Origin of the sequence: Xanthobacter lutulentifluminis, assembly GCF_043194675.2 — a bacterium.
GTDB lineage: Bacteria > Pseudomonadota > Alphaproteobacteria > Rhizobiales > Xanthobacteraceae > Xanthobacter.
Genome location: NZ_CM195525.1, coordinates 1,768,060 through 1,793,034 on the forward strand (window position 1 = coordinate 1,768,060; position 24,975 = coordinate 1,793,034).

Consider the following 24,975-nt stretch of genomic DNA (forward strand, 5'->3'; position numbering starts at 1 on the left):
GGTTCTGATTGCGGTGCGCCGATGCAGCGCATCGGCACGCGAACAGAGTGGATCAGGCGCGTGGGGGGCGAGGATCTGCGGGTATGGCGCGACCGGTGTCGAGCGCCGGGCTTGCGGCCTCCAGCACGGCCACCACGTCGGCAATCCGCGTTTGCGAGGCCGAGGGGAGAAGTACGGCGGCGCAGCCATGGCAATCATGGTCAGCGGCGGGCACCACATGCTTCGCGGCGCCGGCATCCCCATCCTTGGCGACGGCGGCAGCCACGACCCCGCTTCCGGCCATGGCGAAGGCGGGTCCGTCCAGGTCGTCCACATGATGGGGGGTGAGCCCCGCGGCGACAGGCGCCGCTCCGATGGCCAGCACGACGCACGCCGCGATCAACCGGCGGAGCGCCAGTGACCAGAAGCGGGAGAGGTGCCATGCCGAGGATCGGAGCATGGCAGGGAGAGAGCCCAACGGCGCCACGATTGTCAAGCGCAATGCCGCTGCGTCATTTTAGATCACGCCAGATGACGCGGTGAATTTCTGCCCGAAACTCGCTCCGACACGCGCAAGACATCTTGTGGAACACGACGTTTTCCCAACGATGCTGCCAGTAGCGATGTTGCCTGGATCGATTTTGCCAGCCCGGCTCCGGCAGGTGCGGGCCGCCGGGACGGGCCATCGCTCCGCATTCCCAGCCCGCGCTTCTCTCCGGAACGACGGCCGCGCGCCGCGCACACCGGACATTCGCCGGCTGGACGCTCGACACCCGGCGGCGGGCGCATTGGATGGCGCGGCCATCGACCGCCCGCAGGCGAGCACGCGCGCTTCTCCGCCTCCTCGATGACCCCGGCGGGCGCTGCGCGCGACCGCGAGGCGCCCCGGCCGATCACGGACGCGCGGCACGCGCATCGTCGCGCGACAGGATCACGCCCGGGCTGAGCGCAAGCCTTCCGCCACGGCGCGCGACGGGCCCGGCCCGAAGGTCCGGCTTCGCTCAGCCGCTCTCGCGGTGACGCAGCGAGAGCGGCCGGACAGCGACGAACGGCGGCTTGCGGCACGCCGTCAAATCTGCCAGCGTCATATATCTGTTTGGATATAGCTTTGGGGGAGCTATGAACTGGTCGAAGCTGCTGGCCGCCGCGGCCATCGCAACAATGGCGCTTTCCGCATGGGCGCGCGCCGAGGACGTTCGGCCGGCTCCGTCCGCCGCGCCCGTCACATCCACCCAAACCGTCTTCGCCGCAGCCAGCATGTCGGATGCGATGCGCCAGGTGAACGAATTGTGGGTGGCGCGCGGCAACGCGCCCATGCAGTTCAATCTCGCCGCGTCTTCCACCCTGATCCGGCAGATCGACCAGGGCGGGCGCGCCAGCGTCTTCATCTCCGCCGACGAGCGCTGGGCCGACTGGGGCATCGAGCGCGGGCTGCTGGTGAAGTCCACCCGCGTGTCGCCCATCGGCAACCGGCTGGTGCTGATCGCGCCCACGGACAGCGCGCTCAAGCTGGACATCGGCAGGAAGACGGACATCGTCGCCCTGCTCGGCCGCAACGGGCGGCTTGCCACCGGCGATCCCGCGCACGTTCCGGTGGGCCGCTACGCCCAGCAGGCCCTGACCTGGATGGGCCAGTGGAAGACGCTGAACCACCGCCTCGCGCGCGCCGACAGCGTGCGTTCCGCCATGCTGCTGGTGGAGCGCGGCGAGGCGCCGCTCGGCATCGTCTACGAGACCGATGCGGCGGTCTCCACGCGGGTGAAGATCGTCGGCGTGTTCCCGAAGGAATCCCACGAGCCGGTCACCTATCCGTTCGTCATCGTGAAGGCGCAGGACACGCCGGCCGCCCGTGCCCTGCTCGCGTTCCTGGTCGGCCCCGAGGCGATGAAGGTCTACCAGTCCTTCGGCTTCACGGCGCCCTGAGCATGACATTCGAGCTCAGTCCCGAAGAGTGGCAGGCGGTCCGCCTCAGCCTTGTCGTCGCCGGCAATGCGGTGGCGCTCGGCCTGCCGTTCGCCATCCTCGTCTCGCTGCTGCTGCGCTGGCGCCGCCTGCCATTCCGGCAGGTGATCAACGTCATCGTCCACCTGCCGCTGGTGCTGCCGCCGGTGGTGGTGGGCTGGATGCTGCTGGTGGTGTTCGGCATCCGCGGGCCGGTGGGCCAGCTGCTGAACGACTGGTTCGGCATCCGCCTCGTCTTCACCGCCGCCGGCGCCGCCCTGGCATGCGCGGTGATGACATTCCCGCTGATGGTCCGCGCCATCCGCCTCTCGCTCGACACGGTGGACCGCGGCCTCGAGGATGCCGCCAGCACCCTCGGCGCCAAGAGCCTCGACACCTTCCTGACCGTCACCCTGCCGCTGATGGCACCGGGCGTCGTCTCGGGCGCCATCACCGCCTATGCGGCGAGCCTGGGCGAGTTCGGCGCGGTCATCACCTTCGCCTCCAACGTGCCGGGCCAGACCCAGACGCTGCCGCTGGCCATCTTCACCGCCCTGCAGACCCCGGGCGGCGAAGAGGCGGCGGCAAAGCTCGCCTTCATCTCGGTGGTGCTGGCGGTGGCCGGGCTGCTGCTCGGCGAATGGGTCGGAAAGAAGCTGCGGCCATGACGCTCGAAGTCCTGCTCAAGCACACGTTTCCGAACTTCACCGCCGATGTGGAGTTCACGGCGCCCACGCCTGGTGTGGTCGCCCTGTTCGGGCCGTCCGGCTGCGGCAAGTCCACCGTCATGTCGGCGGTTGCCGGCCTGCTCAAGGCCGATGAGGTGCGGGTGGCGCTCGATGGCGTCGTGCTCTCGGACCTCCACCCGGCGGATCGCGGCATCGGCGTGGTGTTCCAGGACGGCCGCCTGTTCCCGCACATGACGGTGGCCTCCAACCTGCGCTACGGCATGCGCCGGGCGGAGGCCGGGCCGGTGGACTTCGACCAGACGGTGGAGCTGCTCGGCATCGCCCATCTGCTCAACCGCCGGCCGAAGAAGCTGTCGGGCGGCGAGCGCCAGCGGGTGGCGATCGGCCGGGCGCTGCTGCGCCAGCCGCGCCTGCTGCTGATGGACGAGCCGCTCTCGGCCCTCGACGCGGCGCGCAAGGGCGAGATCCTGCCCTTCCTGCAGCGCCTGCACGACGAGATGCACATTCCGATCCTGCTGGTGACCCATTCCATCGAGGAAGTAGCGCGGCTTGCCGACACGCTGGTGCTGATGGAGAAGGGCAAGGTGGCCGCCAACGGGCCGGTGGGCGAGGTGCTGGCACGTGCCGACCTGCCGTTCGCGACCGGCAGCCAGGCGGGGGCGGTCATCGCCTCCACCGTGGCAGCCCACGATGCCGCGCGCGGCCTCACCCGGCTCGACGCCGGCGGCGTCACCATCTGGGTGCCGCTGCTGGAGGCCGCGCCCGGCACCCGGCTCAGGGTGCGCGTGCCGGCCAACGAGGTGGCGCTGGCCACCGACGCGCCGCTGCACATCAGCTCCAACAACATCATTCCGGGGCGTGTCCGGGCCGTGCGCGCGACGCCGGACGGCAAGATGGCCATGGCCGAGGTGACAGCGGGCGATGCCCTCTTCCTCTCGCAGCTGACGCCGGACGCCGTGCAGCAGCTCGCCATCGCGCCCGAACGGCCTGTGCTCGCGGTGTTCAAGTCCATCGGCGTGCAGGTTCTGTAGGCGGACCCACCCTCGCCTGCGGCCGCCATCCGGCTATGGCAACGCCTGTTCGCGGGCCCGGGGATATGGCGCCCGGCTGGCTGTGGCTGCCGCGTGACCACCCGGTGCCGCCGGGCCGGAGGCTCCGGACCGCGGCTGCCACGACGCGTTCACAGGACAGGCCGTCGAGGCAAGATCCGATCCGCATTTCGATCCGGCTCGGTCCCCGCTCCCGATTGCCCAGCCTGTCCGCCTTGGCAAGGCGAAGGTGGCGTTGCCCGCACAGTCGGGTGCCGCGCCCCTCGCGCCTTCCCGCCGAAGACATGCGACACCCCTCACAGGACCGCCCCTCGCCATCGGGCCGTCGACAGGGCGTGCCGTCCTTGCGCGTGAACATCCATTGGCCGCCCGGCCCCAGCGCGGCGGCGATGTCATCGCGGGGGCGGGTGGCGGCATCGCCCGGGGTGCGGTCGCCGATCTCCGGATAAAGGACGGCGCCGTCGGTCCGGTTCACCGGTTGATGCGCCACCCCGCCGGCCGGGAAGCCCGCGCACATGCCGGGCGCGGGCGTCACCTCGCCGGTGTCGGTGACGAGGGTGGGCTGCCCTCGAGGATGCAGATGACCTCGTCCTGCCGCGTGCGCCGGCGCAACAGCGCCGATTCCCCGCCGGGCATCAGCCGGCGAGGTTGATGCCGAAGCTGGCGAGACCGAGGCGGTCGCCCAGTTCGCGCTTCTCGCGCCGCGCCATGCGGCTGAAGAAACGCTCGGGATCATTGGAGTGGCGGGCGCTCGGCGGCACTTCCGCCGCCACCATCGCCAGCTGCGTCTTCTGCGCGTCCGCACCCATGCGATCCTCCCGGGCGGGGGAACGCGAGCTTGGCCGTTCCTGCGCCCGCGCCGGAGGCGGGGTGGACGCAGCCCCTCCCCTCCCGGCCCGCATCGGTGCTATCCAGAACACCCCGCCCCCATCAGGGGAGCGATCCAGCCCACTCCGCCTCGCAGGGCGGCAAGCAACAGTCCGGCCCGGCCGGCACCACGGGAGAGCCTTCGCCATGCTGACCACCGTCCGGGCCTTCGACCGCATCGGGGAGGAGAATGCGTTCGCCGTGCTGGCGCGGGCCACGGCGCTCGCGGCGCAGGGGCGGTCCATCATCAATCTGGGCATCGGCCAGCCGGATTTCCGCACCCCCGAGCATATCGTCGAGGCAGCGATCCAGGCGCTGCGTGACGGCCAGCACGGCTACACGCCCTCCGTCGGCATCCTGCCCCTGCGCGAGGCGGTCACCCGTGACCTCAACCGCCGCTATGGCGTGGAGGTGGACCCCGACCTCGTGATGATCGTGCCCGGCGGCAAGGTCACCATGTATGCGGCCATCCGCCTGTTCGGCGAGCCGGGGGTGGAGATCCTCTATCCCGACCCCGGCTTTCCCATCTACCGCTCCATGATCGAGCACACCGGCGCCACCCCGGTTCCGGTGCCGATCCGCGAGGAGAACGGCTTCGCCTTCTCGGCGGAGGAGACGCTCTCGCTCATCACGCCGCGCACGCGGCTCCTCATCATCAACTCGCCGGCCAACCCCACCGGCGGCGTCACGCCCGCCTCGGAGATCGACGCGCTGGTGAAGGGCCTCGCCGACCATCCCCACGTCGCGCTGATGTCGGACGAGATCTACGACCGCTTCGTGTTCGACGGGGAAGAGCACCGCACCCTGCTCACCTATCCCGAGATCCGCGACCGGCTGATCCTGCTCAACGGCTGGTCCAAGACCTATGCCATGACCGGCTGGCGGCTCGGCTACTCCATCTGGCCGCAGCCGCTGTACGATCAGGTGCGCAAGCTGGCGGTGAACGCCTGGTCGTGCGTGAACGCGGCCACGCAATATGCCGGCATCGCCGCGCTGGACGGCCCGCAGGATGCGGTGGAAGCCATGACCGCCGAGTTCGACGCCCGCCGCCGGCTGGTGGTGGAAGGGCTCAACGCGTTGCCCGGCGTCTCCTGCGCGACGCCCAAGGGCGCGTTCTACGCCTTCCCCAACATCGCCGGCACCGGCTGGACCTCCGCCAAGGCGCTCGCCAGCGCGCTCCTGGAAGAGGCCGGCGTGGCGGTGATCGGCGGGCCGGATTTCGGCGTCCATGGCGAGGGCTACCTGCGCCTGTCCTATGCCAACTCCCGTGAGAACATCACCGCCGCGCTCGGGCGCATGGGTGATTTCCTCGCCGCCAACCGCAAGGTGGCCTGAGGCGTGGCGGCGCGCCGGCAGCCGCACCGGCACGCGGGTGGGCGTGCTCGCGGGCGGCTGCTGGCGCTCGCCCTCATCGCCGTCGCCGTGGTGCCGCTGCTGGCGCTGCGCCTCGCCCCGCCCTCCGCGCCGGAGCGGCCGGTGGCGCTGATGGCGCCCCTTGCGCACGATCCGGCGCCCTCCGGCACGGCCGTCGCGCCGGAGACCCCAGGCACCGACGACACCGCCCTTCCCCCACCGGAACCCGACACGCCCGCGGAGGCCCCGTCAGCGAGCCCGCCGGCGCCCCGCGCCGCAGCGGATGCGGCCGACAGGCGGCCGACCGCCGGACCGGCGCTCGTTGCGCCGCCGGCAGCCCGGGCTGTCGCGCCATCGGGCCCGGAGCGCTGGCGGGGCATCCCCGCCTGCCCGCGCGATCGCATCACCGGCGGGCAGTACAACCGCTGCCTCTACGAGGCGACCCGCACCTCCGAGCAGGCGATGGAGGCGGCTCTCACCAACGCCTTCTCGGTCATCGAGGCGCGCGGCGACCTGCAGGGCACCCAGCGCAATCGCTGGAAGACCATGCTAGACGAGGCGCAATCCCGCTTCCTGCTGTTCCGCAACCTCGACTGCCAGGGCGTCGCCCCGTTCGAGGGGCCGCGCGGCATCGGCAACTTCGAGCAGCGCGCCTTGTGCCTCATCGACGCCAACACCCGCCGCGCCGGGGAATTGCGGGCCCGCTACATCGCCTCCGCGCCGGCCGGCGACGCGCGCGCGCCGCAGGGACCACAGGACCGCTCCGGCACCTGGACCCACGCGGTGCCGCCCGCCGTCGACTGACGGTCCCCGCGTTCGCGATGGAGCCCTGCGCCCATGAGCTCACGCCATGTCCGGGCGCACCGTGCCCGCGCGCACCGGCGCACGCGATCGCTCTAGACTGTTGTGTTTGCGCATTTTGCTGATGCGGGGCGGTATCCACTGCGCTTGAAAATGCTCTAGGCTCCCGCGGCGCATGGCCCGAACGGCGGCGCGAGCGGTGGAGGCGTGCGTGTCGAGGGTGATCTGCGTGGGCGAGGTGATGGTGGAGCTGGCCCGCGGCGCGGACGGGCGCTTCGGCCTCGCCTTCGGCGGCGACACGTTCAATACGGCGGTCTATCTGGCGCGCGCGGGGGTCGAGGTGGCCTATGCCACCGCGCTGGGCGATGACGCCTTCTCCGAGCAGATCATCGCGCTCGGCACCGCCGAGGGCGTGGACATGAGCCTCGTGCAACGGGCGCGCGGGAAAATGCCGGGCCTCTATCTCATCACCACCGACGATGCCGGTGAGCGCTCGTTCCACTATTGGCGCGACACCGCCCCCGCCCGCGCCCTGTTCGAGGCCGAGGGCTGGCAGGAAGCGGCGGCGGCGCTGGTGGGCGGCAGCGCCATCTATTTCTCCGGCATCACCCTGTCGCTCTACAGCAACCAGGGCCTCGGCCGCTTCCTGGCGACGCTGGAGATGGCGGGAGCGGCGGGCGCGCGGCGCATCTTCGACGGCAATTTCCGCCCGCGCGGCTGGGGCGGCGACCTCGGGCGGGCCCGCACCGTGTTCGCGGAGGCGCTGAAGCGCTCCTCCATGGCCCTGCCCACCTTCGAGGACGAGGCGGCCCTGTGGGGCGATGCCTCGCCCCTCGCCACCATCGAGCGCATCACCACCTATGGCGTCAGCGAGGTGGTGGTGAAGACCGGCGCCGGCGGCTGCGTGGTCCATGCGGACGGGCGCACCGTGAGCGTGCCGGTGGAACGGGCGCTGACACCGCTGGACACCACCGGCGCGGGCGACAGCTTCAATGCCGGCTATCTCGCCGCGCGCCTTGGCGGGGCGGCGCCGGAGGCGGCGGCGCTGGCCGGCCACCGGCTGGCCGCGGAGGTCATCATGCACCGCGGCGCGATCATTCCCCGCGCGGTGCAGGCAGGCACCCGGCCGCACTGAGCGCCGGACGCGGCGCTCCGCATCGCATCACCTGCGTGGCGAAGGTGGAGAGACGCGCGCCACAGCCGCGTGCGCCATCGAGCATGGGAAGCGTTCCCCGCCTGGGTGAAGCGGGGAACGCTCCGGCGTCACGCCACGAGGTCGCGCTTCTCCAGCACCGTGGAATCGGCGGCCAGCTTGTAGATGATGGGCGCGCCGGTGTTCAGCTCACGCTTCATGATGCCCTCGGGCGAGAGCTTCTCGAGCGTCATGATGAGCGCGCGCAGGGAGTTGCCGTGGGCGGCCACGATGGTGTGCTCGCCGCGCAGCACGCAGGGCAGGATCTCCTGCACATAGTACGGCAGCGTGCGGGCCACCGTGTCACGCAGGCTCTCGCCGCCGGGCGGGGGCACGTCGTAGGAGCGGCGCCACACATGCACCTGCTCCTCGCCCCACTTGGCGCGGGCGTCGTCCTTGTTGAGGCCGGACAGGTCGCCGTAATCCCGCTCGTTCAGCGCCTGGTCCTTGAAGGTCTTCACGCCCTCCTGGCCCATCTCGCCCAGCACCAGGCCGAGGGTGCGCTGGGCGCGGCTGAGGGCGGAGGTGAAGGCCACGTCGAACTTCAGGCCCTCGGCCTTCAGCAGCGCGCCGGCGCGCTTCGCCTCGGCCACGCCCTGCTCGGTGAGGTCGGGATCGCGCCAGCCGGTGAAGAGGTTCTTCAGGTTCCACTCGCTCTGCCCGTGACGGACGAGGACGAGGATACGGTCGGACATGGAAAGCCTCCGGGTTCAGAAATCGCTGAGGCCGAGCACGTCGGCCATGGAGTAGAGGCCGGGCGCGCGGCCCTTCACCCAGCGCGCGGCAGTCAGCGCGCCATGGGCGAAGATCATGCGGTCCTCGGCCTTGTGGACCAGCTCGATGCGCTCCGACGGGCCGGCGAAGATCACCACGTGCTCGCCCACCACCGAGCCGCCGCGCAGGCTGGCGAAGCCGATGGCGCCGGGCTTGCGGGCGCCGGTATTGCCGTCGCGGCCGCGCTCGGAGCAGTCGTCGAGCTCGCGCCCGCGCCCGGCTGCAGCGGCCTCGCCCAGCAGCAGCGCGGTGCCGGAGGGGGCATCCACCTTCTTGTTGTGGTGCATCTCGACGATCTCGATGTCGAAGCTGTCGTCGAGGGTGGCGGACACGCGGCGGGTGAGCGCGGCGAGCAGGTTCACGCCGAGGCTCATGTTGCCGCTCTTGACGATGGCGGTCCGGCCGGCGGCGTCGGCGATGGCGGCATTGTCGGCGGCGGAGAAGCCGGTGGTGCCGATGACATGGGCGATCCCCGTGCCGGCGAGGCGGGTGGCCATGCGCACGGTGGCGGCGGGGGTGGAGAAGTCGATCACCACGTCGGCGCCGTCGAGCCGCGGGTCGACGTCACTCTCCACGCGCACCCCGTTGGCCTTGAGGGCGCTCATGAGCCCGGCATCCTCGCCGAGGTGAGCCGAGCCGGAATATTCCAGCGCCCCCGCCAGCACGAGGCCCTCGGCCTCGGAGATGGCGCGGATGAGGGCGCGGCCCATGCGGCCGCCGGCCCCGGCGATGACGATGCGCAGATCAGACACGGGTCTTTGTCCTTGCGAGGGCAGGGCCGCGCGCCGTCAGGCGGGCGCGGCCTCGTGCCCGGTGAAGCCGGAGACGAGCACGCCGTCGGCCGTGGCCGAGGCCTGCCGGATCGCCAGCGCGCGCTGGTAGGCGGGGGAGTGGAAGCACGCGCGCGCCGTCTCGACGTCGCGGAACGCCACCACCTCGTACAGGCTGCGCCCCAGCCCCTCCAGCAGCTGATGGCGGCCGCCGTGCACCAGCAGCCAGGCGCCGTGGGCGGCCAGCGGTTCGGCGCGGGCGGCGAGATAGTCCTTGAAGCCGGCGGGATCGAACACGTCCGCCTTGGCCATCCAGTAGCCGCGCGGGCGATCGCTCGTACCCTCCGGCGGCGGGGCGGCGGACGGCTGCGGCCCCTCATACCCCTCGACGGCCGCGAGGTCGGCGATGGCGGTGGAGCCGCGCAGCTGACGCACCGGCCGGTATGCGGGCGCGTCGTAGACCTGCAGGGCGTCCTCGTAGGAGGGCAGCTCCACCAGCACGTTGCGATGGCGCTTGATGCCGTCGAGATGCTCGAAGTCCCCGCCACGGATGACGAAGCGCAGGCCGTGATCGGCCGCGAAGCGAGCATTGGCGTCCCGGTAGCTGATGTAGTCCACCGGGTTCACCACATCGAGATTGAGGAACCAGTATCCCTTCGCCATCGCCCCCTCCGTCCCTCAGGCGCCGGCCAGCTCGGACAGGATGGCCTGGGCCGCTGCAACAGGATCCTCCGCCGCCGTGATGGGCCGGCCGACGACGATCCGGTCGGCGCCGGCGGCGATGGCCTCGGCCGGGGTGGCGATGCGCTTCTGGTCGCCCACGGCGGACCCCGCCGGCCGCACGCCGGGCGTCACCACTCGCCGGTCGGGGCCGAGGATGCCGCGCACCATGGCCGCGTCGGTGGGCGCGCAGATCACGCCGGCGATGCCGGCATCCCGCGCCTGCCCGGAGCGCAGGCGGACGGTTTCCGTCACCCCGTCACGGTATCCGGCGGTGGCAAGGTCGGCATCGTCATAGGAGGTGAGCACGGTCACGCCCAGCACCTCCAGCGGGCTTCCCGCCGCGCCGCGGGCGGCGGCCGCCATGGTCTGCGGGTAGGCGTGGACGGTGAGGATGTGCATGCCCCGCTCGGCCGCCACGGCGGTGGCGCGCTCCACCGTGTTGCCGATGTCGTGGAGCTTGAGGTCGAGGAACACCTTCTTGCCGGCGCCGATCAGGTCGGCGGCAAGGTCGAGCCCGCCGGCGATGGAGAGCTCGAGGCCGATCTTGTAGAAGCTCACCACGTCGCCGAGCTGCCAGACCAGCGCCTCGGCCGCCGCCACGTTGGGAAAGTCGAGCGCCACGATCAGGCGGTCGCGGACCTGCGGGGTGATCGGCATCATGCGCCCTCCTCCATGGTGCGCCAGCGATCGGGCGGCTGGCCCGCTCCGGCGCGGAACCAGCAGCCGCCCCCCACTGGCGGCTGATCGTGGACGCGGGAGATGGGGTAGCCCGCCAGATGGCACAGAAGCAAGGTGCCGACGCCGCCGTGGCCCACAAAGATCGTCGGCCGCGCATCCCCGGCCAGCGCGGCCCCGATGGCGGCGACGATGCGCGCCTGCGCGTCCACGGACCGCTCCCAGCCGCGCACGCTTTCCTGCGGCCGCGCGAAGAAGGCATCGGCCATCTTCTGGAATTCCGCTTCCGGCAGGTAACCCGTTGCGGAGCGGTCGTTTTCCTCCATCCGCTCGCGCACTTCCACGGCGAGGCCCAGCGCATCGGCGAGGATGGCGGCGGTCTCGATGGCCTTCTGCTCGGTGGAGGAGACGATGCGCCGGAAATCGGCGAGGCCCGGCTGTGCGGCAAAGGCGCGCGCGCGGGCACGGCCGGCGGCCGAGAGGCCCCAGCGAGGCACGGGCACCGCAGGGTCCACGGCAACCTGCGGATGGGTGAGATACAGGAATTCGGTCACGGCGGCCCCGGCATCACGGGCCGGGCGCGCGCCCCGGCCGGATCTTCTCAGGGCCGGCGATAGGCCCAGACGCGCGCAGGCGGGATGTTCATCCACACCCGCGGCGAGCGCTTGCCCTCGATGGCGCCAGCCACCAGCGGCACCGGCGACACCACCGCATAGGTGAACTGCACGAACGGCATGCCGGGATGGGACAGATCGAACGCCTCGTTCACCATCCGGTGGCGCTCGCTCTCGGGCATGGTGAACAGCGGCAGCGAGGAGATGGTGCCCACGGCCTTGCCGGGCAGGCGGTCCTTCAGCGTCTTGGCGAGGGTGTAGGCGTCGCCGTTGATCACCGTCACGCCCGGATAGCGCAGGCGCAGCAGGGCGCAGAATTCGGGGTTGTACTCGATCAGGAACAGGCGCTCCGGCGCGAAGCCGCGCTGCAGCAGCGCCTTCGTGACCGGGCCGGTGCCGGGTCCGAGCTCGATCACCGGGCCGTCCATCTTCGGATCGAGATAGCTCGCCATCATCTTGGCGAGGGCCGGGCTCGACGGCGCCACCGCGCCGGTCTTGAGCGGATTCTGGAACCACGACTGGAGGAAGCGCACCTCGTCCTTGAGGTGGGGCCGCGGGAGCAGGGGCTTGCGAAGCGGGCTGCGCTGGTCGTGGGAGTGGAGCATCAACGGCACCTCGAGCGCCCGATGGGGATCGGATATCAGGCGCTTAGACGGGAAAGCAGAACGGGTCAAGATTTCGTGGGCTCGCGCAGCACGCCGTGGAGCAGGCTGTCGAGGCCGGCAGCGAGGAGTTCCTCCTCCGATGGCGAAAGAAAGGCGGAGCAGGTGAGCTTGAGGCTGACCGTGCCGTGCAGCAGGGTCCAGAAGGTCAGGCAGGCCATGCCGGGATCGCTCCCGGGCCGCAGCCGGCCGGCCGCCGCGAGCTCGGTGAAGGCGCCCGACAGGAGCGCAAATGCCGCAGCCCCCGCTTCGTCCTTTCCGCCGAGGGCGCTGGCCGCGAAGCCCGCCTCCATGAAGATGAGGCGGTAGGTGTCCGGCTCCGAGCGCGCGAAGGCGACATAGGCCAGGGCCAGCGCGTTCAGGCGCTCCAGCGGCTCCGGCGTGGCGGCCGCGGCGGCGGCGAGGCCGGACAGGAGCCCGCGCATGCCGCTCTCCCCCAGCTCGCGGGCGATGGCGTCGCGATTCTCGAAATGCAGGTAGAGCGCCCCGGCCGAATAGCCGGCGGCGTCGGCGATTCGGCGCATGGTCAGCGCCTCGAACCCCTGCTCGAGCACGATCCGCCGCGCCTCGGCGAGGATGCGGGCGCGGGCGTCTTCCTTGCGGCGGGCGCGCGGGGCGGCTGAGGGCACGGGCGGCTCCCCTTGACATGAACGACGTTCAGTTTATGAACGATGTTCAGTGAACACCGTTCAGGAGAACTCTAGTGCCCCCTCTCTCTCCCATGCAACCGTCACTTCAAGCCGCCACTGCCCCCCGCATCGGCCTCGTGGGCGCCACCGGGGCCGTGGGCGCGAGCATCGCCGCAGCCCTTTCCGCCTCCACCACGCCCTTCGCGCCCATCGCCCGCTCGGCGGCCGGACTGGCGGCGGCGTTCGGCGGCAACCCGCTGGCGACGCCGCGCGTCTGGGCGCCGGATACAGTGGCCGGCATGGCGAGCGCATTCCGGGGCCTCGACACCCTGATCTATCTCGTGGGCGTGCCCTACGACGCGTTCCACCTGCACCCCGTGCTCATGCGGCGGACGCTGGAGGCGGCGCGGGCGAGCGGGGTGGAACGGGTGCTGCTGATCGGCACCGCCTATCCGTTCGGCCGGGCGCAGGCCGAGCGCGTGGGGCCGGACCATCCCCGCGCGCCGCACACCCGCAAGGGCCTTCTGCGCCGGGAGCAGGAGGACGTCTTGATGGAGGCCCATGCGGCCGGCCACATCGCCGCCGCCATCCTGCGGCTGCCCGATTTCTACGGGCCGGGCGTGGAACGCAGCCTGCTCTCGGACCTCTTCACGGCCGCGGCCACCGGACGGCGCGCCACCGTGCTCGGTCCGCTGGACACCCCGCACGAATTCGCCTTCGTGCCGGACGTGGGGCCGGTGGTGCGCGACCTGATCGCCCACGAGGGCGCGTTCGGCCGCAGCTTCAATCTGGCGGGGGCCGGCACCATCACCATCCGGGAAGCGGCACGCCTCGCTTTCGCCGCCGCGGGCCGGGCGCCGAAGCTGATGGTGGCGGGCAAGACGATGCTGCGCCTCGCCGGCCTGTTCGATCCGGTGATGCGCGAGCTGGTGGAGATGAACTACCTGATGACCGAGCCGGTCGTGTTCGACGACAGCGCGCTCACGGCGCTGATCGGCCCGGTGGCGAAGACGCCCTATGGCGAGGGCATCGCCCGCTGCGTGGCGGCGGCAGCATCCGCCGCCGCCTGACGGCCCTTACGCCCCTTCGCCGGCGGCGCCCTGGAAGAACTCCTTCACCTTGGCGAAGAAGCCGGCGGATTCGGGGTGGGTCTCGCCGGAGCTTTCCTTGTCGAACTCGGCCAGCAGCTCCTTCTGCCGCTTGGTGAGCTTCTGCGGCGTCTCCACCACCACCTGCACATACATGTCGCCGTGGTTGCGGGCGCGCAGGATGGGCATGCCCTTGCCGGAGAGGCGGAAGCGCTTCTGCGACTGGGTGCCCTCGGGGATCTTCACCTTGGTCTTGTCGCCGTCGATGGTCGGCACCTCGACCTGCCCGCCGAGCGCCGCCGTGACCATGGAGATGGGAACGCGGCAGTAGAGGTCCGCCCCCTCGCGCTGGAAGAAGGGGTGCGGCTCGATGGAGAGGAAGATGTAGAGGTCGCCCGCCGGTCCGCCGCGCACGCCGGCCTCGCCCTCGCCGCCGAGGCGGATGCGGGTACCATCCTCCACGCCGGGCGGGATCTGCACGGACAGGGTGCGCTCGCGCGTCACCCGCCCCGCGCCGCCACAGGCGCCGCACGGGTCCTCGATCACCGAGCCGCGGCCCTGGCAGGTGGGGCAGGTGCGCTCAAGGGTGAAGAAGCCCTGCGCATGGCGGATCTTGCCCGCGCCGCCGCAGCTGCGGCAGGCCTTGGGCTGGGTGCCGGGCTTGGCGCCGGAGCCGTTGCAGGCCTCGCAGGCGACGGAGGTGGGAATCTTGATCTGGGCGGCCTTGCCGGTGAAGGCCTCTTCCAGCGTGATGTCCATGTTGTAGCGCAGGTCCGCGCCACGGCCCCGCTGCTGGCCGCCACCGCCCCGTCCGCGCCCCATGGCGCCGCCGAACAGGTCGTCGAAGATGTCGGCGAAGGAGGAGGCGAAATCATTGCCGAAGCCGGGGCCGCCGCCGCCGTTCTCGAACGCGGCATGGCCGAAGCGGTCATAGGCGGCGCGCTTCTGAGGGTCCTTCAAGACCTCGTAGGCCTCGTTGACCTCCTTGAACATCACCTCGGCTTCCGCATCGCCCTGGTTGCGGTCCGGATGCCACTTCATGGCGAGCTTGCGGTAGGAGGCCTTCAGCACCGTCTCGTCGGCGCCGCGGTCGCAGCCGAGGGTTTCGTAATAATCGCGCTTGGCCATCGTCTGTCTTCACCTGCCGCGTCAATGCCGCTGGGGCCGCCGGGACCTGTCTTTCTGACCGGTCACTGTCACCTGCCGCCCGGCCGGTATGCCGGGCCTGCGTCGATCGGCGAACGGAGGGTGCGGCCCGGGCCTTCCGGCGATGGGCAGCCGTTCCGGCGGAAGGGGACCGGGCCGGAACGCGCACCCGGACATGCCCTCGCCTGTCTGCGGCCCCCCGGCGCCTTGCCGGGACCACTCCGCCGCGCCTGCGACGGGCCGGGCATAGCGGCTGAAACCGAACGAATCAAATCCTGCCCGTGGCGTCGGGCAAAAAGACCGGCGGACGCTGCCGCCCGCCGGTCGCTACCGTGAGATCAGGCCGACTTCTTCTTGTCGTCGTCGACCTCGGTGAACTCGGCGTCCACCACGTCGTCCTTCTTGGCCGCGCCGGGCTCCGCGCCGCCCTGCTGGGCCGCGTACATGGCCTCGCCGAGCTTGAGAGAGGCCTGGGCGAGGGCGTTGGTCTTGGCCGTGATGGCCTCCACGTCATCGCCTTCCAGCGTCGACTTGAGGTCGGCGAGCGCCGCCTCGATGGCCCCCTTCTCCGCCGCGCCGACCTTGTCGCCATGCTCGGCGACGGCCTTCTCGGTGGAGTGGACGAGGGCCTCGGCGTGATTCTTGGCTTCCACCAGAGCCTTGCGCTTCTTGTCCTCGGCCGCGTGGGCCTCGGCGTCCTTCACCATCTTCTCGATGTCGGCCTCGTTGAGACCGCCCGAGGCCTGGATGCGGATCTGCTGCTCCTTGCCGGTGCCCTTGTCCTTGGCGGAGACCTGCACGATGCCGTTAGCGTCGATGTCGAAGGTCACCTCCACCTGCGGCACGCCGCGGGGCGCCGGGGGAATGCCCATGAGGTCGAACTGGCCGAGGATCTTGTTGTCCGCCGCCATCTCGCGCTCGCCCTGGAACACGCGGATCGTCACCGCGGTCTGGCCATCCTCAGCCGTGGAGAACACCTGGCTCTTCTTGGTCGGGATGGTGGTGTTGCGGTCGATGAGGCGGGTGAACACGCCGCCCAGCGTCTCGATGCCCAGCGACAGCGGGGTCACGTCGAGCAGCAGCACGTCCTTCACGTCGCCCTGGAGCACGCCCGCCTGGATGGCGGCGCCGATGGCGACCACCTCGTCCGGGTTGACGCCCTTGTGGGGCTCCTTGCCGAAGAACTGCTTCACCACTTCCTGCACCTTGGGCATGCGGGTCATACCGCCGACGAGGACCACCTCGTCGATCTGCCCGGCGGTGAGGCCGGCATCCTTCAGCGCGAGCCGGCAGGGCTCGACGGTCCGCTGGATGAGGTCGTCCACCAGCGCCTCGAACTTGGCGCGGGTGAGCTTCATGGTGAGATGCTTCGGGCCGGAAGCGTCGGCCGTGATGAAGGGCAGGTTGATCTCGGTCTGCGTCGCCGACGACAGCTCGATCTTGGCCTTCTCGGCGGCTTCCTTGAGCCGCTGGAGGGCGAGCTTGTCGTTGCGCAGGTCGATGCCCTGCTCCTTCTTGAACTCGTCGGCGAGGTAGCCGACGAGGCGCATGTCGAAGTCCTCGCCACCGAGGAAGGTGTCGCCGTTGGTGGACTTCACCTCGAACACACCGTCGCCGATCTCCAGCACCGACACGTCGAACGTGCCGCCGCCGAGGTCATAGACCGCGATGGTGCCGGCCGACTTCTTGTCGAGGCCGTACGCCAGCGCAGCCGCGGTGGGCTCGTTGATGATGCGCAGCACCTCGAGGCCGGCGATCTTGCCGGCGTCCTTGGTGGCCTGGCGCTGGGCGTCGTTGAAGTAGGCCGGGACGGTGATGACCGCCTTCTCCACCTTCTCGCCCAGGAACGACTCGGCCGTCTCCTTCATCTTCTGCAGGATGAAGGCGGAGATCTGCGAGGGGGAATACTTCTTGCCGTCCGATTCCACCCAAGCGTCGCCGTTGTCGGCGCGCACGATGGAATAGGGCACGAGCTTCTTGTCCTTCTCGACGGTCGGGTCGTCATAGCGGCGGCCGATGAGGCGCTTCACCGCGAAGAAGGTCCGCTCGGGATTGGTGACGCTCTGCCGCTTGGCAGGCTGGCCGACGAGACGCTCGCCGTCCTCCGTGAAGGCGACGATGGAAGGCGTGGTGCGCGCGCCTTCCGCGTTCTCGATGACTTTCGGGGCAGACCCCTCCATCACCGCAACGCAGGAATTGGTGGTGCCGAGGTCGATACCGATGATCTTGGCCATATGTTTTGCTCCTTGCCGGCAGGCCGACCGGGCCCTTTCGGCACCCGCGGGGGATCGCCGCAGGCCCCTCCCGCAGCCGATCCGCCGGCCCCCTACCATTGAATTGGGGTTCGTCGCGAACGACGATCGAGGCGGATATAGGGGGGGTGATTTGGCCCTGCAAGGCGTGCTAGCTGGCGCCGCGGCGCTTTTTCACGCCGGCGCGAGGTTCTTCCATGAACGCCCCGAACGCCAGCCCCACGCCCGGCCTGCCCGCCGACAATCGCAGCGTCCTGGTGCTGGTGGACCTGCAGGTGGACTTTCTTCCCGGTGGCGCGCTGGCGGTACCGGACGGCCATGAGGTGCTGCCGGTGGCCAACCGCCTCGCCGCCGGCTTCCGCAACGTCGTGCTCACCCAGGACTGGCACCCGGCGGACCACGTCTCCTTCGCCGAGAGCCATCCCGGCCGCGCGCCGTTCGAGAGCATCGACCTGCCCTATGGGCCGCAGGTGCTGTGGCCGGTCCATTGCGTGCAGGACTCGATCGGCGCCCGCCTGTCCGCCCGGCTGGAGGCGCCCCACGCGCAGCTGGTGGTCCGCAAGGGCCATCACCGGCACATCGACAGCTATTCCACCTTCTACGAGGCTGATCGCACCACCCCCACGGGCCTTGCCGGATACCTCCGCGAGCGGGGCATCGACACGGTGTACCTCGCCGGGCTGGCGCTGGACTTCTGCGTCTCGTGGTCGGCGGTGGATGCGGCGCGGCACGGCTTTGCCACCCTCGTGGTGGAGGACGCCTGCCGCGCCATCGACCTCGACGGCTCCCTCGCCCGGGCGCAGGCGGACATGGCCGCCGCCGGCGTCCGCAGCCTCCGCGCGCTGGACCTCGGAGCGTAGCAGCCTACGCGTCGGCGGCGGTCATCCAGCCCAGCGGCGCGCCGGTGGCGTCCGCGACGATGGCGATGCGGCCGATGCCCGGCACGTCGAACGCCGGCTTCAGGACGGTGCCGCCCGCGGCCTCCAGCCGTTCCAGCCGCGCGTCCACGTCATCGACGTTCACATAGCTGAACCAGTGGGGCGGCACGTGGGGAGGCAGGATGTCGGTCTTGTCCATCATGCCGGCCACCGCCTCGTCGCCCAGCATGGCCACGTAATAGGTTCCGGCGCCCTCGGCGGGCATCGCCACGAAGCTCCAGCCGAGCGTGGCCTCGTAAAAGGCCTTCGCCTTTTCCACGTCGTCGGTCAAAAGCTCGTTCCAGTAGAACTTTCCGTGCGGTGCCATGGCGTCTCCTGCCGAATGAGGCGGCGCGGACTATGCACCACTCTGCGCCCGGCCGGAACGCCCGTGCGGCGCACGGCGGCAAACCGCCGGCGCCGCGCGGTGCCTCACTCGATGATGAGGATGATGCGGCGGGTGGTGGGCTCCACCACCGCCGCCGTGTTGCCCGGCATCACCACGTAGCGGTATCCGGCAAGGCCGTAACCGCCCTGCGCGCCCACCGGATAGCCGCCCTGATAGCCGCCCGGATAGCCGCCCTCGTAGGCTCCGCCATAGGGCGCGCCATAGCCGTAGCCGCCATAGCCGCCGCCGTATCCGTAGCCGCCCCCGTAGCCGGCATCGGCATAGCCGTCGTTGTAGGTGTCGAAGGTGCGCAGCGGCACGCCCGCCGGCACATAGCCGCCCACGGTCGCCACATAGCCGCCCGGGATGGGCGCTGGCGGGACGGGATGGCGCACCACATAGGCCTCCACATAGGCGCGCTGGGCCGGGGAGAACACATAGCCGCCCGGAACCGCCACCACCGCCTGCGCGGAAGCCACGCCGGCGCCGGCCACGAGGGCGGCAGCGGCAAGGCCGAGGCGCAGGACGAGACGGGCGGAGCGCGACGCCGCACGGGCGCGGCCGGGGCGCGACGGCGGTACGGGAATCATGGAAACGGGAACCATGGCGACATCTCCTTCGTGCCCCAGCTCCAGCCAGACATCGTGGCGCGCCAATTTGTTCCGATCTGGTCGAAAGATCAGATGTAACATATGGTTACTTCCGTATTAAAGCCCGGCTTCCGACGTGCGAATGCCGCGCTTGACGGCACATTTCTTCTTCAAAAGGCCAGGATCGGAGCGGCGGGGCGATGGCGACGACTTCGGAACACCGGCCGGATGCCGGACGCGGACACGCCGCGGGCGGGCTGGAAATCGCCCCGGGCGTCCTCTGGTACCGCGAGGCGCTGGATCGGGCAGCGCAGGCCGCGCTGCTCGCGGAGGTGCGGGCGGTCATCGCCGCCGCCCCGCTGTTCGCCCCCACCATGCCGCGCACCGGCAAGCCCTTCTCGGTGCGCATGACCAATTGCGGTCCGCTCGGCTGGGTGTCGGACGCAACCGGCTACCGCTACCAGCCGTTCCATCCGCAGACGCGCGCGCCCTGGCCGGCGCTGCCGCCGTCGCTGGCGCGGCTCTGGGACGTTTATGCAGGCCCTGCCGCCCCGCCCGAGGCCTGCCTCGTCAACTATTATGGCGCGGACGCCCGCATGGGCCTGCACCAGGACCGCGACGAGGCGAACCTCACCGCGCCCGTGCTGTCCATCTCGCTCGGCGACACCGCCGTGTTCCGGGTCGGCGGCGAGGCGCGCGGCGGGCCGACCCGTTCGGTCCGCCTCGCCTCCGGGGATATCGTGGTGCTGGGCGGGCCGGGGCGGCTCGCCTTCCACGGCATCGACCGCATCCTCGCCGGCACCTCCTCGCTGCTGGCGGAGGGCGGGCGCCTCAACCTGACCTTGCGCCGCGTCACCCCCGCCTGATCCGCCATGGACCCAGCGGGATCCCACAGAAAAGCCCGAATGTCGCCGCAAGCAGGCCGTTCGGCCCGAAATCGGGGAGGCCGCGGCCAGCGGGGCGGCCGGCTTCCCGTGGAGTGCTTCATGCGCCTGTTGCTGTCCGCCGTCGTTCTCGCCGCCTCGGTCCTCGCCTCCTCCATCGCCGCCCGCGCCGCCGAGCCTGTCTTCCCCCGCGGATCAGCCATCGGGCTCGTGCCGCCGCCCGGCATGGTGGAGAGCCCCGCCTTCGCTGGCTTCGAGGATCGCACCCACAACGCCTCGCTGCTCATCGTCGACATGCCTGCCGAGGCATACGACCAGATCGATGCCGGCTTCACCGACGCGGCCCTCGCCGGCAAGGGCATCACGCTGGAGAAGCGGGAGGCGTTCCCGCTCAAGGGTGGCAAGGCGCTGCTGCTCACCGGCACCCAGAGCGCCGGGCCGGTGGCCGTGCGCAAATGGGTGCTGCTCATGGGCACCGCCGACGTCACCGGGCTCCTCACCCTGCAGGTGCCGGAGACCGAGGCCGCCGCCTATCCCGACGCGGCCGTGCGCGCCGCCTTCGCCAGCATCGCCGTGCGCTCGGTGCAGGACCAGGTGGGCGCGCTGCCGTTCGCGCTCGCCAACCTCGCGGGCTTCCGCCCGGTGCGGACCATCGCCGGCACCACCGTCATCCTCACCGACGGCCCCAAGGACGTGATCGACGGTGCCGAGCAGCCGCTGTTCGTGGTCAGCGTCGCCGGCGGCTCCCCGCGCGACGACGAGCGCCGCCAGTTCGCCCTGCGCGCCATGTCCACCCTGCCGGGCCTGAAGGACCTGCGCCTTGAGCGCGCGGAGCCGCAGCGCATCGGCGGGCAGGCCGGGTTCGAGGTGATGGCCACCGCCGTGGACGTGAAGACCGATGCGCCGGTGAAGGTGGTGCAGTGGATCCGCTTCGGGCCCACCGCCTACATCCGCATGGTGGGCATCACCCGGCTCGACGCCTTCCCCGATCTCTACGACCGGCTGCGGGCGCTGCGCGACGGCGTGGAATCGCGCTGAGGGGCACGGCGTTGCGCTCCCGGCGCGGGCGGGATTAACCTCCCCGTCCGGCCTTCCGTCGGCCGACGCCACAGGACCAACGCCCGATGCCCGTGCCCGAGGGCAAGGACCTTCTTCCCGACCCCGCGCTGCCCCGGCCCGGCGCGACGCCGGACTTCGGCGCCGCCGACGCCGAGGAAGCGTGGATCGCGGTCATCCGCAAGATGGACGAGACCTACGCCGAGCTCGTCCGCCAGCAGGTGGAGCTGGAGGAGAAGAACGTCGCGCTCGAGGAGGCGCAGGGCTTCATCGCCGGCCTGCTCGGCTCCATGACCGACGTGCTGGTGGCCTGTGACCTCACCGGGCGGGTGGAGCAGGTGAACCTTGCGGCGGAACGGGTGTTCGGCCTGCGCGCCGATGCCCTCACCGGCCGCCCGCTGGCGGATCTGCTGGACCCCGCCTCCCCCACCACCGCCGCCGACGTGCTCGCCACCATGGCGCGGCGCCAGCGTCTGGCGGACCGGGAATTCACCCTCGCCACGCCGGACGGGCCGCAGGCGGTCTCCGTCAACGGCGCGCTCAGGTTCGATCCGCGCGGGCGGGCGGTGGGCGTCGTGCTGGTGGGCCGGCCCATCGGCGAGCTGCGCGCCGCCTATGAGGCCCTCGCCCGCGCCCACGAGCACCTCAAGCGCACCCAGCAGCAGCTGGTCCACGCCGAGAAGATGGCCTCTCTGGGCCGCCTCGTCGCCGGCGTGGCGCATGAGCTGAACAATCCCATCTCCTTCGTCTACGGCAATGCCCACGCCCTGAAGCGCTATGCCGAGCGGCTGATCGCCTACCTCGATCACGTCCACGCCGGCACCGATGCCACAGCCCTCGCCCGGGCGCGCATGGAGCTGCGCATCGACCGCACCCTCGCCGACATCCCCTCCACCCTCGCCGGCATGCTGGAGGGCGCCGAGCGCGTGCGCGACATCGTCGCCGACCTGCGCCGCTTCTCCTCCGACCGGCGCGAGGCGCGCGAGCTGTTCGACCTCGCCGGCGTCGCCCGCTCGGCGGTGGACTGGGTGGCGAAATCCCAGATGCCGGACCTTGCCATCCGCATGGAGGTGCCGGAGGGGCTGGAGGTGGCGGGCCATCCCGGCCACATCCACCAGGTCATGATGAACCTGGTGCAGAACGCGGTGGACGCCATGGAGGGCCGGCCGGTGCGGCAGCTGGAAATCACCGGCGAGCGCGCGGAAGGCCCCGCCGGACCGCAAGTGGCGCTGCGGGTGCGCGACAGCGGCCCGGGCATCCCGGACGAGATCGCCGACCGCATCTTCGATCCCTTCTTCACCACCAAGCCGGTGGGCAAGGGCACCGGGCTCGGCCTGTCCATCTGCTACCGCATCGCCGAGGAGCACGACGGCTTCCTGGAGGCCGCCAACCATCCCGGCGGCGGCGCGGTGATCTCGCTGGTGCTCCCCGCCGCCGCGCCCGAAGGAAGCCGGCCATGAGCGCGCATCCGCCCTTCACCATGCTGTGGCTGCAATCGGGCGGCTGCGGCGGCTGCACCATGTCGCTGCTGTGCGCCGAGGCGCCGGACCTCTCGGCCACGCTCGCGAGCGCCGGCATCCGCTTCCTGTGGCACCCCACCCTCTCGGAGGAGACCGGCGCGGAGGCGCTGGCGATCTTCGAGGCGGTGCTGTCGGGCGAGATCCGGCTCGATGCCCTGTGCGTGGAAGGGGCGATGCTGCGCGGCCCCAACGGCACCGGGCGCTTCCATCTGCTCGCCGGCACCGGCACGCCCACCATCGAATGGGTGCGGCGGCTGGCGCAGGTGGCCGAGAGCGTGGTGGCGGTGGGCACCTGCGCGGCCTATGGCGGGGTGACGGCGGCCGGTAGCAATCCCGCCGACGCCTGCGGCCTGCAATATGACGGCCGGCGCCCGGGCGGCGCGCTGGGCGCCGATTTCCGCTCCCGCTCCGGCCTGCCGGTGGTGAACGTGGCCGGCTGCCCGACCCATCCCAACTGGGTCACCGAGACGCTCATGCTGCTCGCCGCCGGCCTGATGCGGGAGGACGACCTGGACCGCTATGGCCGCCCGCGCTTCTATGCCGACCACCTCGTGCACCACGGCTGCCCGCGCAACGAATATTACGAGTACAAGGCCAGCGCCGAGAAGATGAGCGACCTCGGCTGCATGATGGAGCACCTCGGCTGCCTCGGCACCCAGGCGCACGCGGACTGCAACACCCGCCTGTGGAATGGCGAGGGCTCCTGCACCCGCGGCGGCCACGCCTGCATCAACTGCACCGCGCCCGAGTTCGAGGAGCCGGGCCATCCGTTCCTGGAGACGCCCAAGATCGGCGGCATTCCCGTGGGCCTGCCCACCGACATGCCGAAGGCCTGGTTCATCGCCCTGTCGTCGCTGGCCAAGGCGGCCACGCCCGAGCGCCTGCGCCGCAACGCCACCGCCGACCACGTGGTGACCCCGCCCGCCGTCCGGGACATCCGCAAGCGATGAGCGCCCGATGAGCAGCGACGCGAAGCGCCTTGTGGTGGGGCCGTTCAACCGGGTGGAAGGCGATCTGGAGGTGCGCCTCGAGGTCGAGGACGGCGCGGTACGCGAGGCGTTCGTCTCCTCCCCCCTGTTCCGCGGCTTCGAGCGCATCCTGGAAGGGCGCGACCCGCGCGATGCGCTGGTGATCGCGCCGCGCATCTGCGGCATCTGCTCGGTGTCCCAGTCCCACGCCGCCGCGCTGGCGCTGGCGGAGCTTCAGGGCATCGTGCCCACCGACAACGGTCGCATCGCCACCAACCTGATCCTCGCCACCGAGAACGTGGCCGACCACCTCACGCATTTCCATGTCTTCTTCATGCCGGACTTCGCCCGCGCCATCTACGAGGACCGGCCGTGGTTCGCGACCGCGGCACGGCGCTTCAAGGCGGCGCAGGGAGAGAGCGTGCGCCGGGCGATCGCCACCCGCGCCACGCTGCTGCACGTGATGGGCCTGCTCGCCGGCCGCTGGCCGCACACGCTGGCATTGCAGCCCGGCGGCGTCGCCAAGGGTGCCGACCAGCACGAGCGCATGCGCCTTCAGGCGACCCTTGGCGCCGTGCGCGCGGACCTGGAGGAGCGGCTCTACGGCGCGCCGCTGGAACAGGTGGCCGCCCTCGCCAGCGCCGATGAACTGGAAGACTGGCGCCGCGCCGGGCCGGAGGGCGACTTCCGCCTGTTCCTGGAGATCGCCGCCGACCTCGACCTTGCCGCGCTCGGCCGCGCCCACGACCGCTTTCTCTCCTACGGCGCCTACCCGCAGGCCGAGGGCCGGCTCTATGCGGGAGGCACCTTCGCCGGCGCACCGGGGCGGCTCGACCCGGACGCCATCGCCGAGGACCACAGCTTCGCCCGCATGGAGGAGCGTTCCGCGCCCCACCATCCATTCGAGGGCTCCACCCTGCCGGATGGCCTGGACGAGACCGGCTACACCTGGTGCAAGGCCCCGCGCCTCGCCGGCCGCCCGTACGAGACCGGCGCCTTCGCCCGGCAGGTGGTGGCGGGACATCCGCTCGCCCGCGACCTTGCCGCCCGGGAAGGCGCCAACGTGCGCTCCCGCGTGGTGGGCCGGCTGGTGGAGACGGCCCGCACGCTGATCGCCATGGAAGGCTGGGTGCGGGAGCTTCAGCCCGGCGCCCCCTGGTGCGCGCAGGGCGACCTGCCCGCCGCCGGTCGCGCCTTCGGCCTGACCGAGGCGGCGCGCGGCGCCCTCGGCCACTGGATGGTGGTGGAGCGCGGCCGCATCGCCCGCTACCAGATCATCGCCCCGACCACCTGGAACTTCTCCCCGCGCGATGCCGTGGGCCAGCCCGGCCCGCTGGAAACCGCGCTGGTGGGCGCGCCGGTGCGACAGGGGGAGACGACGCCGGTGAGCGTGCAGCACATCGTGCGCTCGTTCGACCCCTGCATGGTCTGCACGGTGCACTGAGCCC

26 protein-coding genes are annotated in these 24,975 nt (G+C 71.3%); 13 read left to right on the plus strand and 13 right to left on the minus strand.

What is annotated here, in order from left to right; genetic code table 11:
- Nucleotides 1-52: 52 nt before the first annotated feature.
- Nucleotides 53-439, minus strand: a complete 387-nt coding sequence (locus V5F49_RS07975; protein ID WP_509210762.1) for a hypothetical protein — start codon at nucleotides 437-439, stop codon at nucleotides 53-55.
- A 797-nt stretch (nucleotides 440-1,236) separates the two neighbouring features.
- On the opposite strand from V5F49_RS07975, the gene modA reads away from it, so the two are divergent.
- Genes modA through modC form a run of 3 tightly spaced genes read left to right on the plus strand, consistent with a single transcriptional unit; the run spans nucleotide 1,237 to nucleotide 3,640 of the window.
- Nucleotides 1,237-1,902 (plus strand): molybdate ABC transporter substrate-binding protein, encoded by a 666-nt coding sequence (gene modA, locus V5F49_RS07980; RefSeq protein ID WP_509210763.1) that lies wholly within the window; start codon nucleotides 1,237-1,239, stop codon nucleotides 1,900-1,902.
- Nucleotides 1,903-1,904: 2 nt separating this feature from the next.
- The gene (gene modB, locus V5F49_RS07985; RefSeq protein WP_394117730.1) at nucleotides 1,905-2,588 is read left to right on the plus strand and encodes a molybdate ABC transporter permease subunit; all 684 of its coding nucleotides are present in this window, start codon (nucleotides 1,905-1,907) and stop codon (nucleotides 2,586-2,588) included.
- The gene (modC, locus tag V5F49_RS07990; protein ID WP_394117731.1) at nucleotides 2,585-3,640 is read left to right on the plus strand and encodes a molybdenum ABC transporter ATP-binding protein; all 1,056 of its coding nucleotides are present in this window, start codon (nucleotides 2,585-2,587) and stop codon (nucleotides 3,638-3,640) included. The genes modB and modC overlap by 4 nt, the downstream gene beginning before the upstream one ends.
- Nucleotides 3,641-4,293: 653 nt before the next feature.
- Here the strand turns inward: modC and V5F49_RS07995 are convergent.
- Complete coding sequence (locus V5F49_RS07995) at nucleotides 4,294-4,467, minus strand: hypothetical protein (protein WP_394117732.1); 174 nt, start codon at nucleotides 4,465-4,467, stop codon at nucleotides 4,294-4,296.
- Nucleotides 4,468-4,672: 205 nt separating this feature from the next.
- On the opposite strand from V5F49_RS07995, the gene V5F49_RS08000 reads away from it, so the two are divergent.
- From V5F49_RS08000 to V5F49_RS08010, 3 genes are all read left to right on the plus strand, one after another.
- Nucleotides 4,673-5,860 (plus strand): pyridoxal phosphate-dependent aminotransferase, encoded by a 1,188-nt coding sequence (locus V5F49_RS08000; protein WP_394117733.1) that lies wholly within the window; start codon nucleotides 4,673-4,675, stop codon nucleotides 5,858-5,860.
- Between the two features lie 3 nt (nucleotides 5,861-5,863).
- On the plus strand, nucleotides 5,864-6,682 hold the full coding sequence (locus V5F49_RS08005) for a lysozyme inhibitor LprI family protein (protein ID WP_394117734.1): 819 nt from the start codon (nucleotides 5,864-5,866) through the stop codon (nucleotides 6,680-6,682).
- A gap of 208 nt (nucleotides 6,683-6,890) precedes the next feature.
- Nucleotides 6,891-7,814, plus strand: coding sequence for a sugar kinase (locus tag V5F49_RS08010; protein WP_394117735.1), 924 nt, complete (start codon nucleotides 6,891-6,893; stop codon nucleotides 7,812-7,814).
- A gap of 128 nt (nucleotides 7,815-7,942) precedes the next feature.
- Here V5F49_RS08010 and V5F49_RS08015 read toward each other — a convergent pair whose 3' ends face one another.
- The 7 genes from V5F49_RS08015 to V5F49_RS08045 form a co-directional block, all read right to left on the minus strand.
- Nucleotides 7,943-8,566, minus strand: a complete 624-nt coding sequence (locus V5F49_RS08015; RefSeq protein ID WP_394117736.1) for a 2,3-bisphosphoglycerate-dependent phosphoglycerate mutase — start codon at nucleotides 8,564-8,566, stop codon at nucleotides 7,943-7,945.
- A gap of 15 nt (nucleotides 8,567-8,581) precedes the next feature.
- Complete coding sequence (gene dapB / locus V5F49_RS08020) at nucleotides 8,582-9,397, minus strand: 4-hydroxy-tetrahydrodipicolinate reductase (protein WP_394117737.1); 816 nt, start codon at nucleotides 9,395-9,397, stop codon at nucleotides 8,582-8,584.
- A gap of 36 nt (nucleotides 9,398-9,433) precedes the next feature.
- Complete coding sequence (locus V5F49_RS08025; RefSeq protein ID WP_394117738.1) at nucleotides 9,434-10,078, minus strand: DUF1330 domain-containing protein; 645 nt, start codon at nucleotides 10,076-10,078, stop codon at nucleotides 9,434-9,436.
- 15 nt (nucleotides 10,079-10,093) lie between these two features.
- Nucleotides 10,094-10,795, minus strand: coding sequence for an orotidine-5'-phosphate decarboxylase (gene pyrF, locus V5F49_RS08030; protein WP_394117806.1), 702 nt, complete (start codon nucleotides 10,793-10,795; stop codon nucleotides 10,094-10,096).
- Nucleotides 10,795-11,367 (minus strand): histidine phosphatase family protein, encoded by a 573-nt coding sequence (locus tag V5F49_RS08035; protein ID WP_394117739.1) that lies wholly within the window; start codon nucleotides 11,365-11,367, stop codon nucleotides 10,795-10,797. Before V5F49_RS08035 ends, pyrF begins: the two co-directional genes overlap by 1 nt.
- 47 nt (nucleotides 11,368-11,414) lie before the next feature.
- Nucleotides 11,415-12,032 (minus strand): class I SAM-dependent methyltransferase, encoded by a 618-nt coding sequence (locus tag V5F49_RS08040; RefSeq protein WP_394117740.1) that lies wholly within the window; start codon nucleotides 12,030-12,032, stop codon nucleotides 11,415-11,417.
- 65 nt (nucleotides 12,033-12,097) lie between these two features.
- Nucleotides 12,098-12,718: a TetR/AcrR family transcriptional regulator gene (locus V5F49_RS08045; RefSeq protein WP_394117741.1), complete on the minus strand. Its 621-nt coding sequence runs from the start codon at nucleotides 12,716-12,718 to the stop codon at nucleotides 12,098-12,100.
- A 92-nt stretch (nucleotides 12,719-12,810) separates the two neighbouring features.
- On the opposite strand from V5F49_RS08045, the gene V5F49_RS08050 reads away from it, so the two are divergent.
- On the plus strand, nucleotides 12,811-13,788 hold the full coding sequence (locus V5F49_RS08050) for an NAD-dependent epimerase/dehydratase family protein (RefSeq protein ID WP_394117742.1): 978 nt from the start codon (nucleotides 12,811-12,813) through the stop codon (nucleotides 13,786-13,788).
- A gap of 6 nt (nucleotides 13,789-13,794) precedes the next feature.
- Here V5F49_RS08050 and dnaJ read toward each other — a convergent pair whose 3' ends face one another.
- Both dnaJ and dnaK read right to left on the minus strand, forming a co-directional pair.
- Nucleotides 13,795-14,934: a molecular chaperone DnaJ gene (dnaJ, locus tag V5F49_RS08055; RefSeq protein WP_394117743.1), complete on the minus strand. Its 1,140-nt coding sequence runs from the start codon at nucleotides 14,932-14,934 to the stop codon at nucleotides 13,795-13,797.
- A 356-nt stretch (nucleotides 14,935-15,290) separates the two neighbouring features.
- Nucleotides 15,291-17,186 carry a molecular chaperone DnaK gene (dnaK, locus tag V5F49_RS08060; RefSeq protein ID WP_394117744.1) on the minus strand — a complete coding sequence of 632 codons (1,896 nt, stop codon included), beginning with the start codon at nucleotides 17,184-17,186 and terminating at the stop codon, nucleotides 15,291-15,293.
- A 215-nt stretch (nucleotides 17,187-17,401) separates the two neighbouring features.
- Here dnaK and pncA point away from each other — a divergent pair, with 215 nt between their 5' ends.
- Nucleotides 17,402-18,064, plus strand: a complete 663-nt coding sequence (gene pncA / locus V5F49_RS08065; RefSeq protein ID WP_394117745.1) for a bifunctional nicotinamidase/pyrazinamidase — start codon at nucleotides 17,402-17,404, stop codon at nucleotides 18,062-18,064.
- Between the two features lie 4 nt (nucleotides 18,065-18,068).
- Here the strand turns inward: pncA and V5F49_RS08070 are convergent, their stop codons facing one another.
- Nucleotides 18,069-18,449: a VOC family protein gene (locus V5F49_RS08070; protein ID WP_394117746.1), complete on the minus strand. Its 381-nt coding sequence runs from the start codon at nucleotides 18,447-18,449 to the stop codon at nucleotides 18,069-18,071.
- Nucleotides 18,450-18,553: 104 nt separating this feature from the next.
- A complete protein-coding gene (locus V5F49_RS08075; protein ID WP_394117747.1) occupies nucleotides 18,554-19,114 on the minus strand; it encodes a hypothetical protein in 561 nt (186 codons plus the stop codon).
- Between the two features lie 185 nt (nucleotides 19,115-19,299).
- On the opposite strand from V5F49_RS08075, the gene V5F49_RS08080 reads away from it, so the two are divergent.
- From V5F49_RS08080 to V5F49_RS08100, 5 genes are all read left to right on the plus strand, one after another.
- Entirely contained in the window at nucleotides 19,300-19,965 is a 666-nt protein-coding gene (locus tag V5F49_RS08080; protein WP_394117748.1) for an alpha-ketoglutarate-dependent dioxygenase AlkB family protein, read from the plus strand.
- A 120-nt stretch (nucleotides 19,966-20,085) separates the two neighbouring features.
- Nucleotides 20,086-21,021 (plus strand): hypothetical protein, encoded by a 936-nt coding sequence (locus V5F49_RS08085; protein ID WP_394117749.1) that lies wholly within the window; start codon nucleotides 20,086-20,088, stop codon nucleotides 21,019-21,021.
- 86 nt (nucleotides 21,022-21,107) lie between these two features.
- Nucleotides 21,108-22,499 carry a sensor histidine kinase gene (locus V5F49_RS08090; RefSeq protein WP_394117750.1) on the plus strand — a complete coding sequence of 464 codons (1,392 nt, stop codon included), beginning with the start codon at nucleotides 21,108-21,110 and terminating at the stop codon, nucleotides 22,497-22,499.
- Entirely contained in the window at nucleotides 22,496-23,509 is a 1,014-nt protein-coding gene (locus V5F49_RS08095; RefSeq protein ID WP_394117751.1) for an NADH-quinone oxidoreductase subunit B family protein, read from the plus strand. The genes V5F49_RS08090 and V5F49_RS08095 overlap by 4 nt, the downstream gene beginning before the upstream one ends.
- A 7-nt stretch (nucleotides 23,510-23,516) precedes the next feature.
- Entirely contained in the window at nucleotides 23,517-24,971 is a 1,455-nt protein-coding gene (locus V5F49_RS08100; protein WP_394117752.1) for a nickel-dependent hydrogenase large subunit, read from the plus strand.
- The last annotated feature ends 4 nt before the right edge of the window (nucleotides 24,972-24,975 follow it).

Excerpts from the sequence above, each read along its gene's own strand:
- modA (WP_509210763.1), top strand. The coding sequence starts at position 1,237 with ATGTCGGATGCGATGCGCCAGGTGAACGAATTGTGGGTGGCGCGCGGC.
- V5F49_RS07995 (WP_394117732.1), bottom strand. The coding sequence starts at position 4,467 with ATGGGTGCGGACGCGCAGAAGACGCAGCTGGCGATGGTGGCGGCGGAA.
- V5F49_RS08070 (WP_394117746.1), bottom strand. The coding sequence starts at position 18,449 with ATGGCACCGCACGGAAAGTTCTACTGGAACGAGCTTTTGACCGACGAC.
- V5F49_RS08015 (WP_394117736.1), bottom strand. The coding sequence starts at position 8,566 with ATGTCCGACCGTATCCTCGTCCTCGTCCGTCACGGGCAGAGCGAGTGG.
- V5F49_RS08040 (WP_394117740.1), bottom strand. The coding sequence starts at position 12,032 with ATGCTCCACTCCCACGACCAGCGCAGCCCGCTTCGCAAGCCCCTGCTC.
- dnaJ (WP_394117743.1), bottom strand. The coding sequence starts at position 14,934 with ATGGCCAAGCGCGATTATTACGAAACCCTCGGCTGCGACCGCGGCGCC.
- V5F49_RS08025 (WP_394117738.1), bottom strand. The coding sequence starts at position 10,078 with ATGGCGAAGGGATACTGGTTCCTCAATCTCGATGTGGTGAACCCGGTG.
- V5F49_RS08000 (WP_394117733.1), top strand. The coding sequence starts at position 4,673 with ATGCTGACCACCGTCCGGGCCTTCGACCGCATCGGGGAGGAGAATGCG.
- modB (WP_394117730.1), top strand. The coding sequence starts at position 1,905 with ATGACATTCGAGCTCAGTCCCGAAGAGTGGCAGGCGGTCCGCCTCAGC.
- V5F49_RS08085 (WP_394117749.1), top strand. The coding sequence starts at position 20,086 with ATGCGCCTGTTGCTGTCCGCCGTCGTTCTCGCCGCCTCGGTCCTCGCC.
- V5F49_RS08075 (WP_394117747.1), bottom strand. The coding sequence starts at position 19,114 with ATGGTTCCCGTTTCCATGATTCCCGTACCGCCGTCGCGCCCCGGCCGC.
- V5F49_RS08080 (WP_394117748.1), top strand. The coding sequence starts at position 19,300 with ATGGCGACGACTTCGGAACACCGGCCGGATGCCGGACGCGGACACGCC.
- modC (WP_394117731.1), top strand. The coding sequence starts at position 2,585 with ATGACGCTCGAAGTCCTGCTCAAGCACACGTTTCCGAACTTCACCGCC.
- V5F49_RS08050 (WP_394117742.1), top strand. The coding sequence starts at position 12,811 with ATGCAACCGTCACTTCAAGCCGCCACTGCCCCCCGCATCGGCCTCGTG.
- pncA (WP_394117745.1), top strand. The coding sequence starts at position 17,402 with ATGAACGCCCCGAACGCCAGCCCCACGCCCGGCCTGCCCGCCGACAAT.
- V5F49_RS07975 (WP_509210762.1), bottom strand. The coding sequence starts at position 439 with ATGCTCCGATCCTCGGCATGGCACCTCTCCCGCTTCTGGTCACTGGCG.
- dnaK (WP_394117744.1), bottom strand. The coding sequence starts at position 17,186 with ATGGCCAAGATCATCGGTATCGACCTCGGCACCACCAATTCCTGCGTT.
- V5F49_RS08095 (WP_394117751.1), top strand. The coding sequence starts at position 22,496 with ATGAGCGCGCATCCGCCCTTCACCATGCTGTGGCTGCAATCGGGCGGC.
- pyrF (WP_394117806.1), bottom strand. The coding sequence starts at position 10,795 with ATGCCGATCACCCCGCAGGTCCGCGACCGCCTGATCGTGGCGCTCGAC.
- V5F49_RS08100 (WP_394117752.1), top strand. The coding sequence starts at position 23,517 with ATGAGCAGCGACGCGAAGCGCCTTGTGGTGGGGCCGTTCAACCGGGTG.
- V5F49_RS08090 (WP_394117750.1), top strand. The coding sequence starts at position 21,108 with ATGCCCGTGCCCGAGGGCAAGGACCTTCTTCCCGACCCCGCGCTGCCC.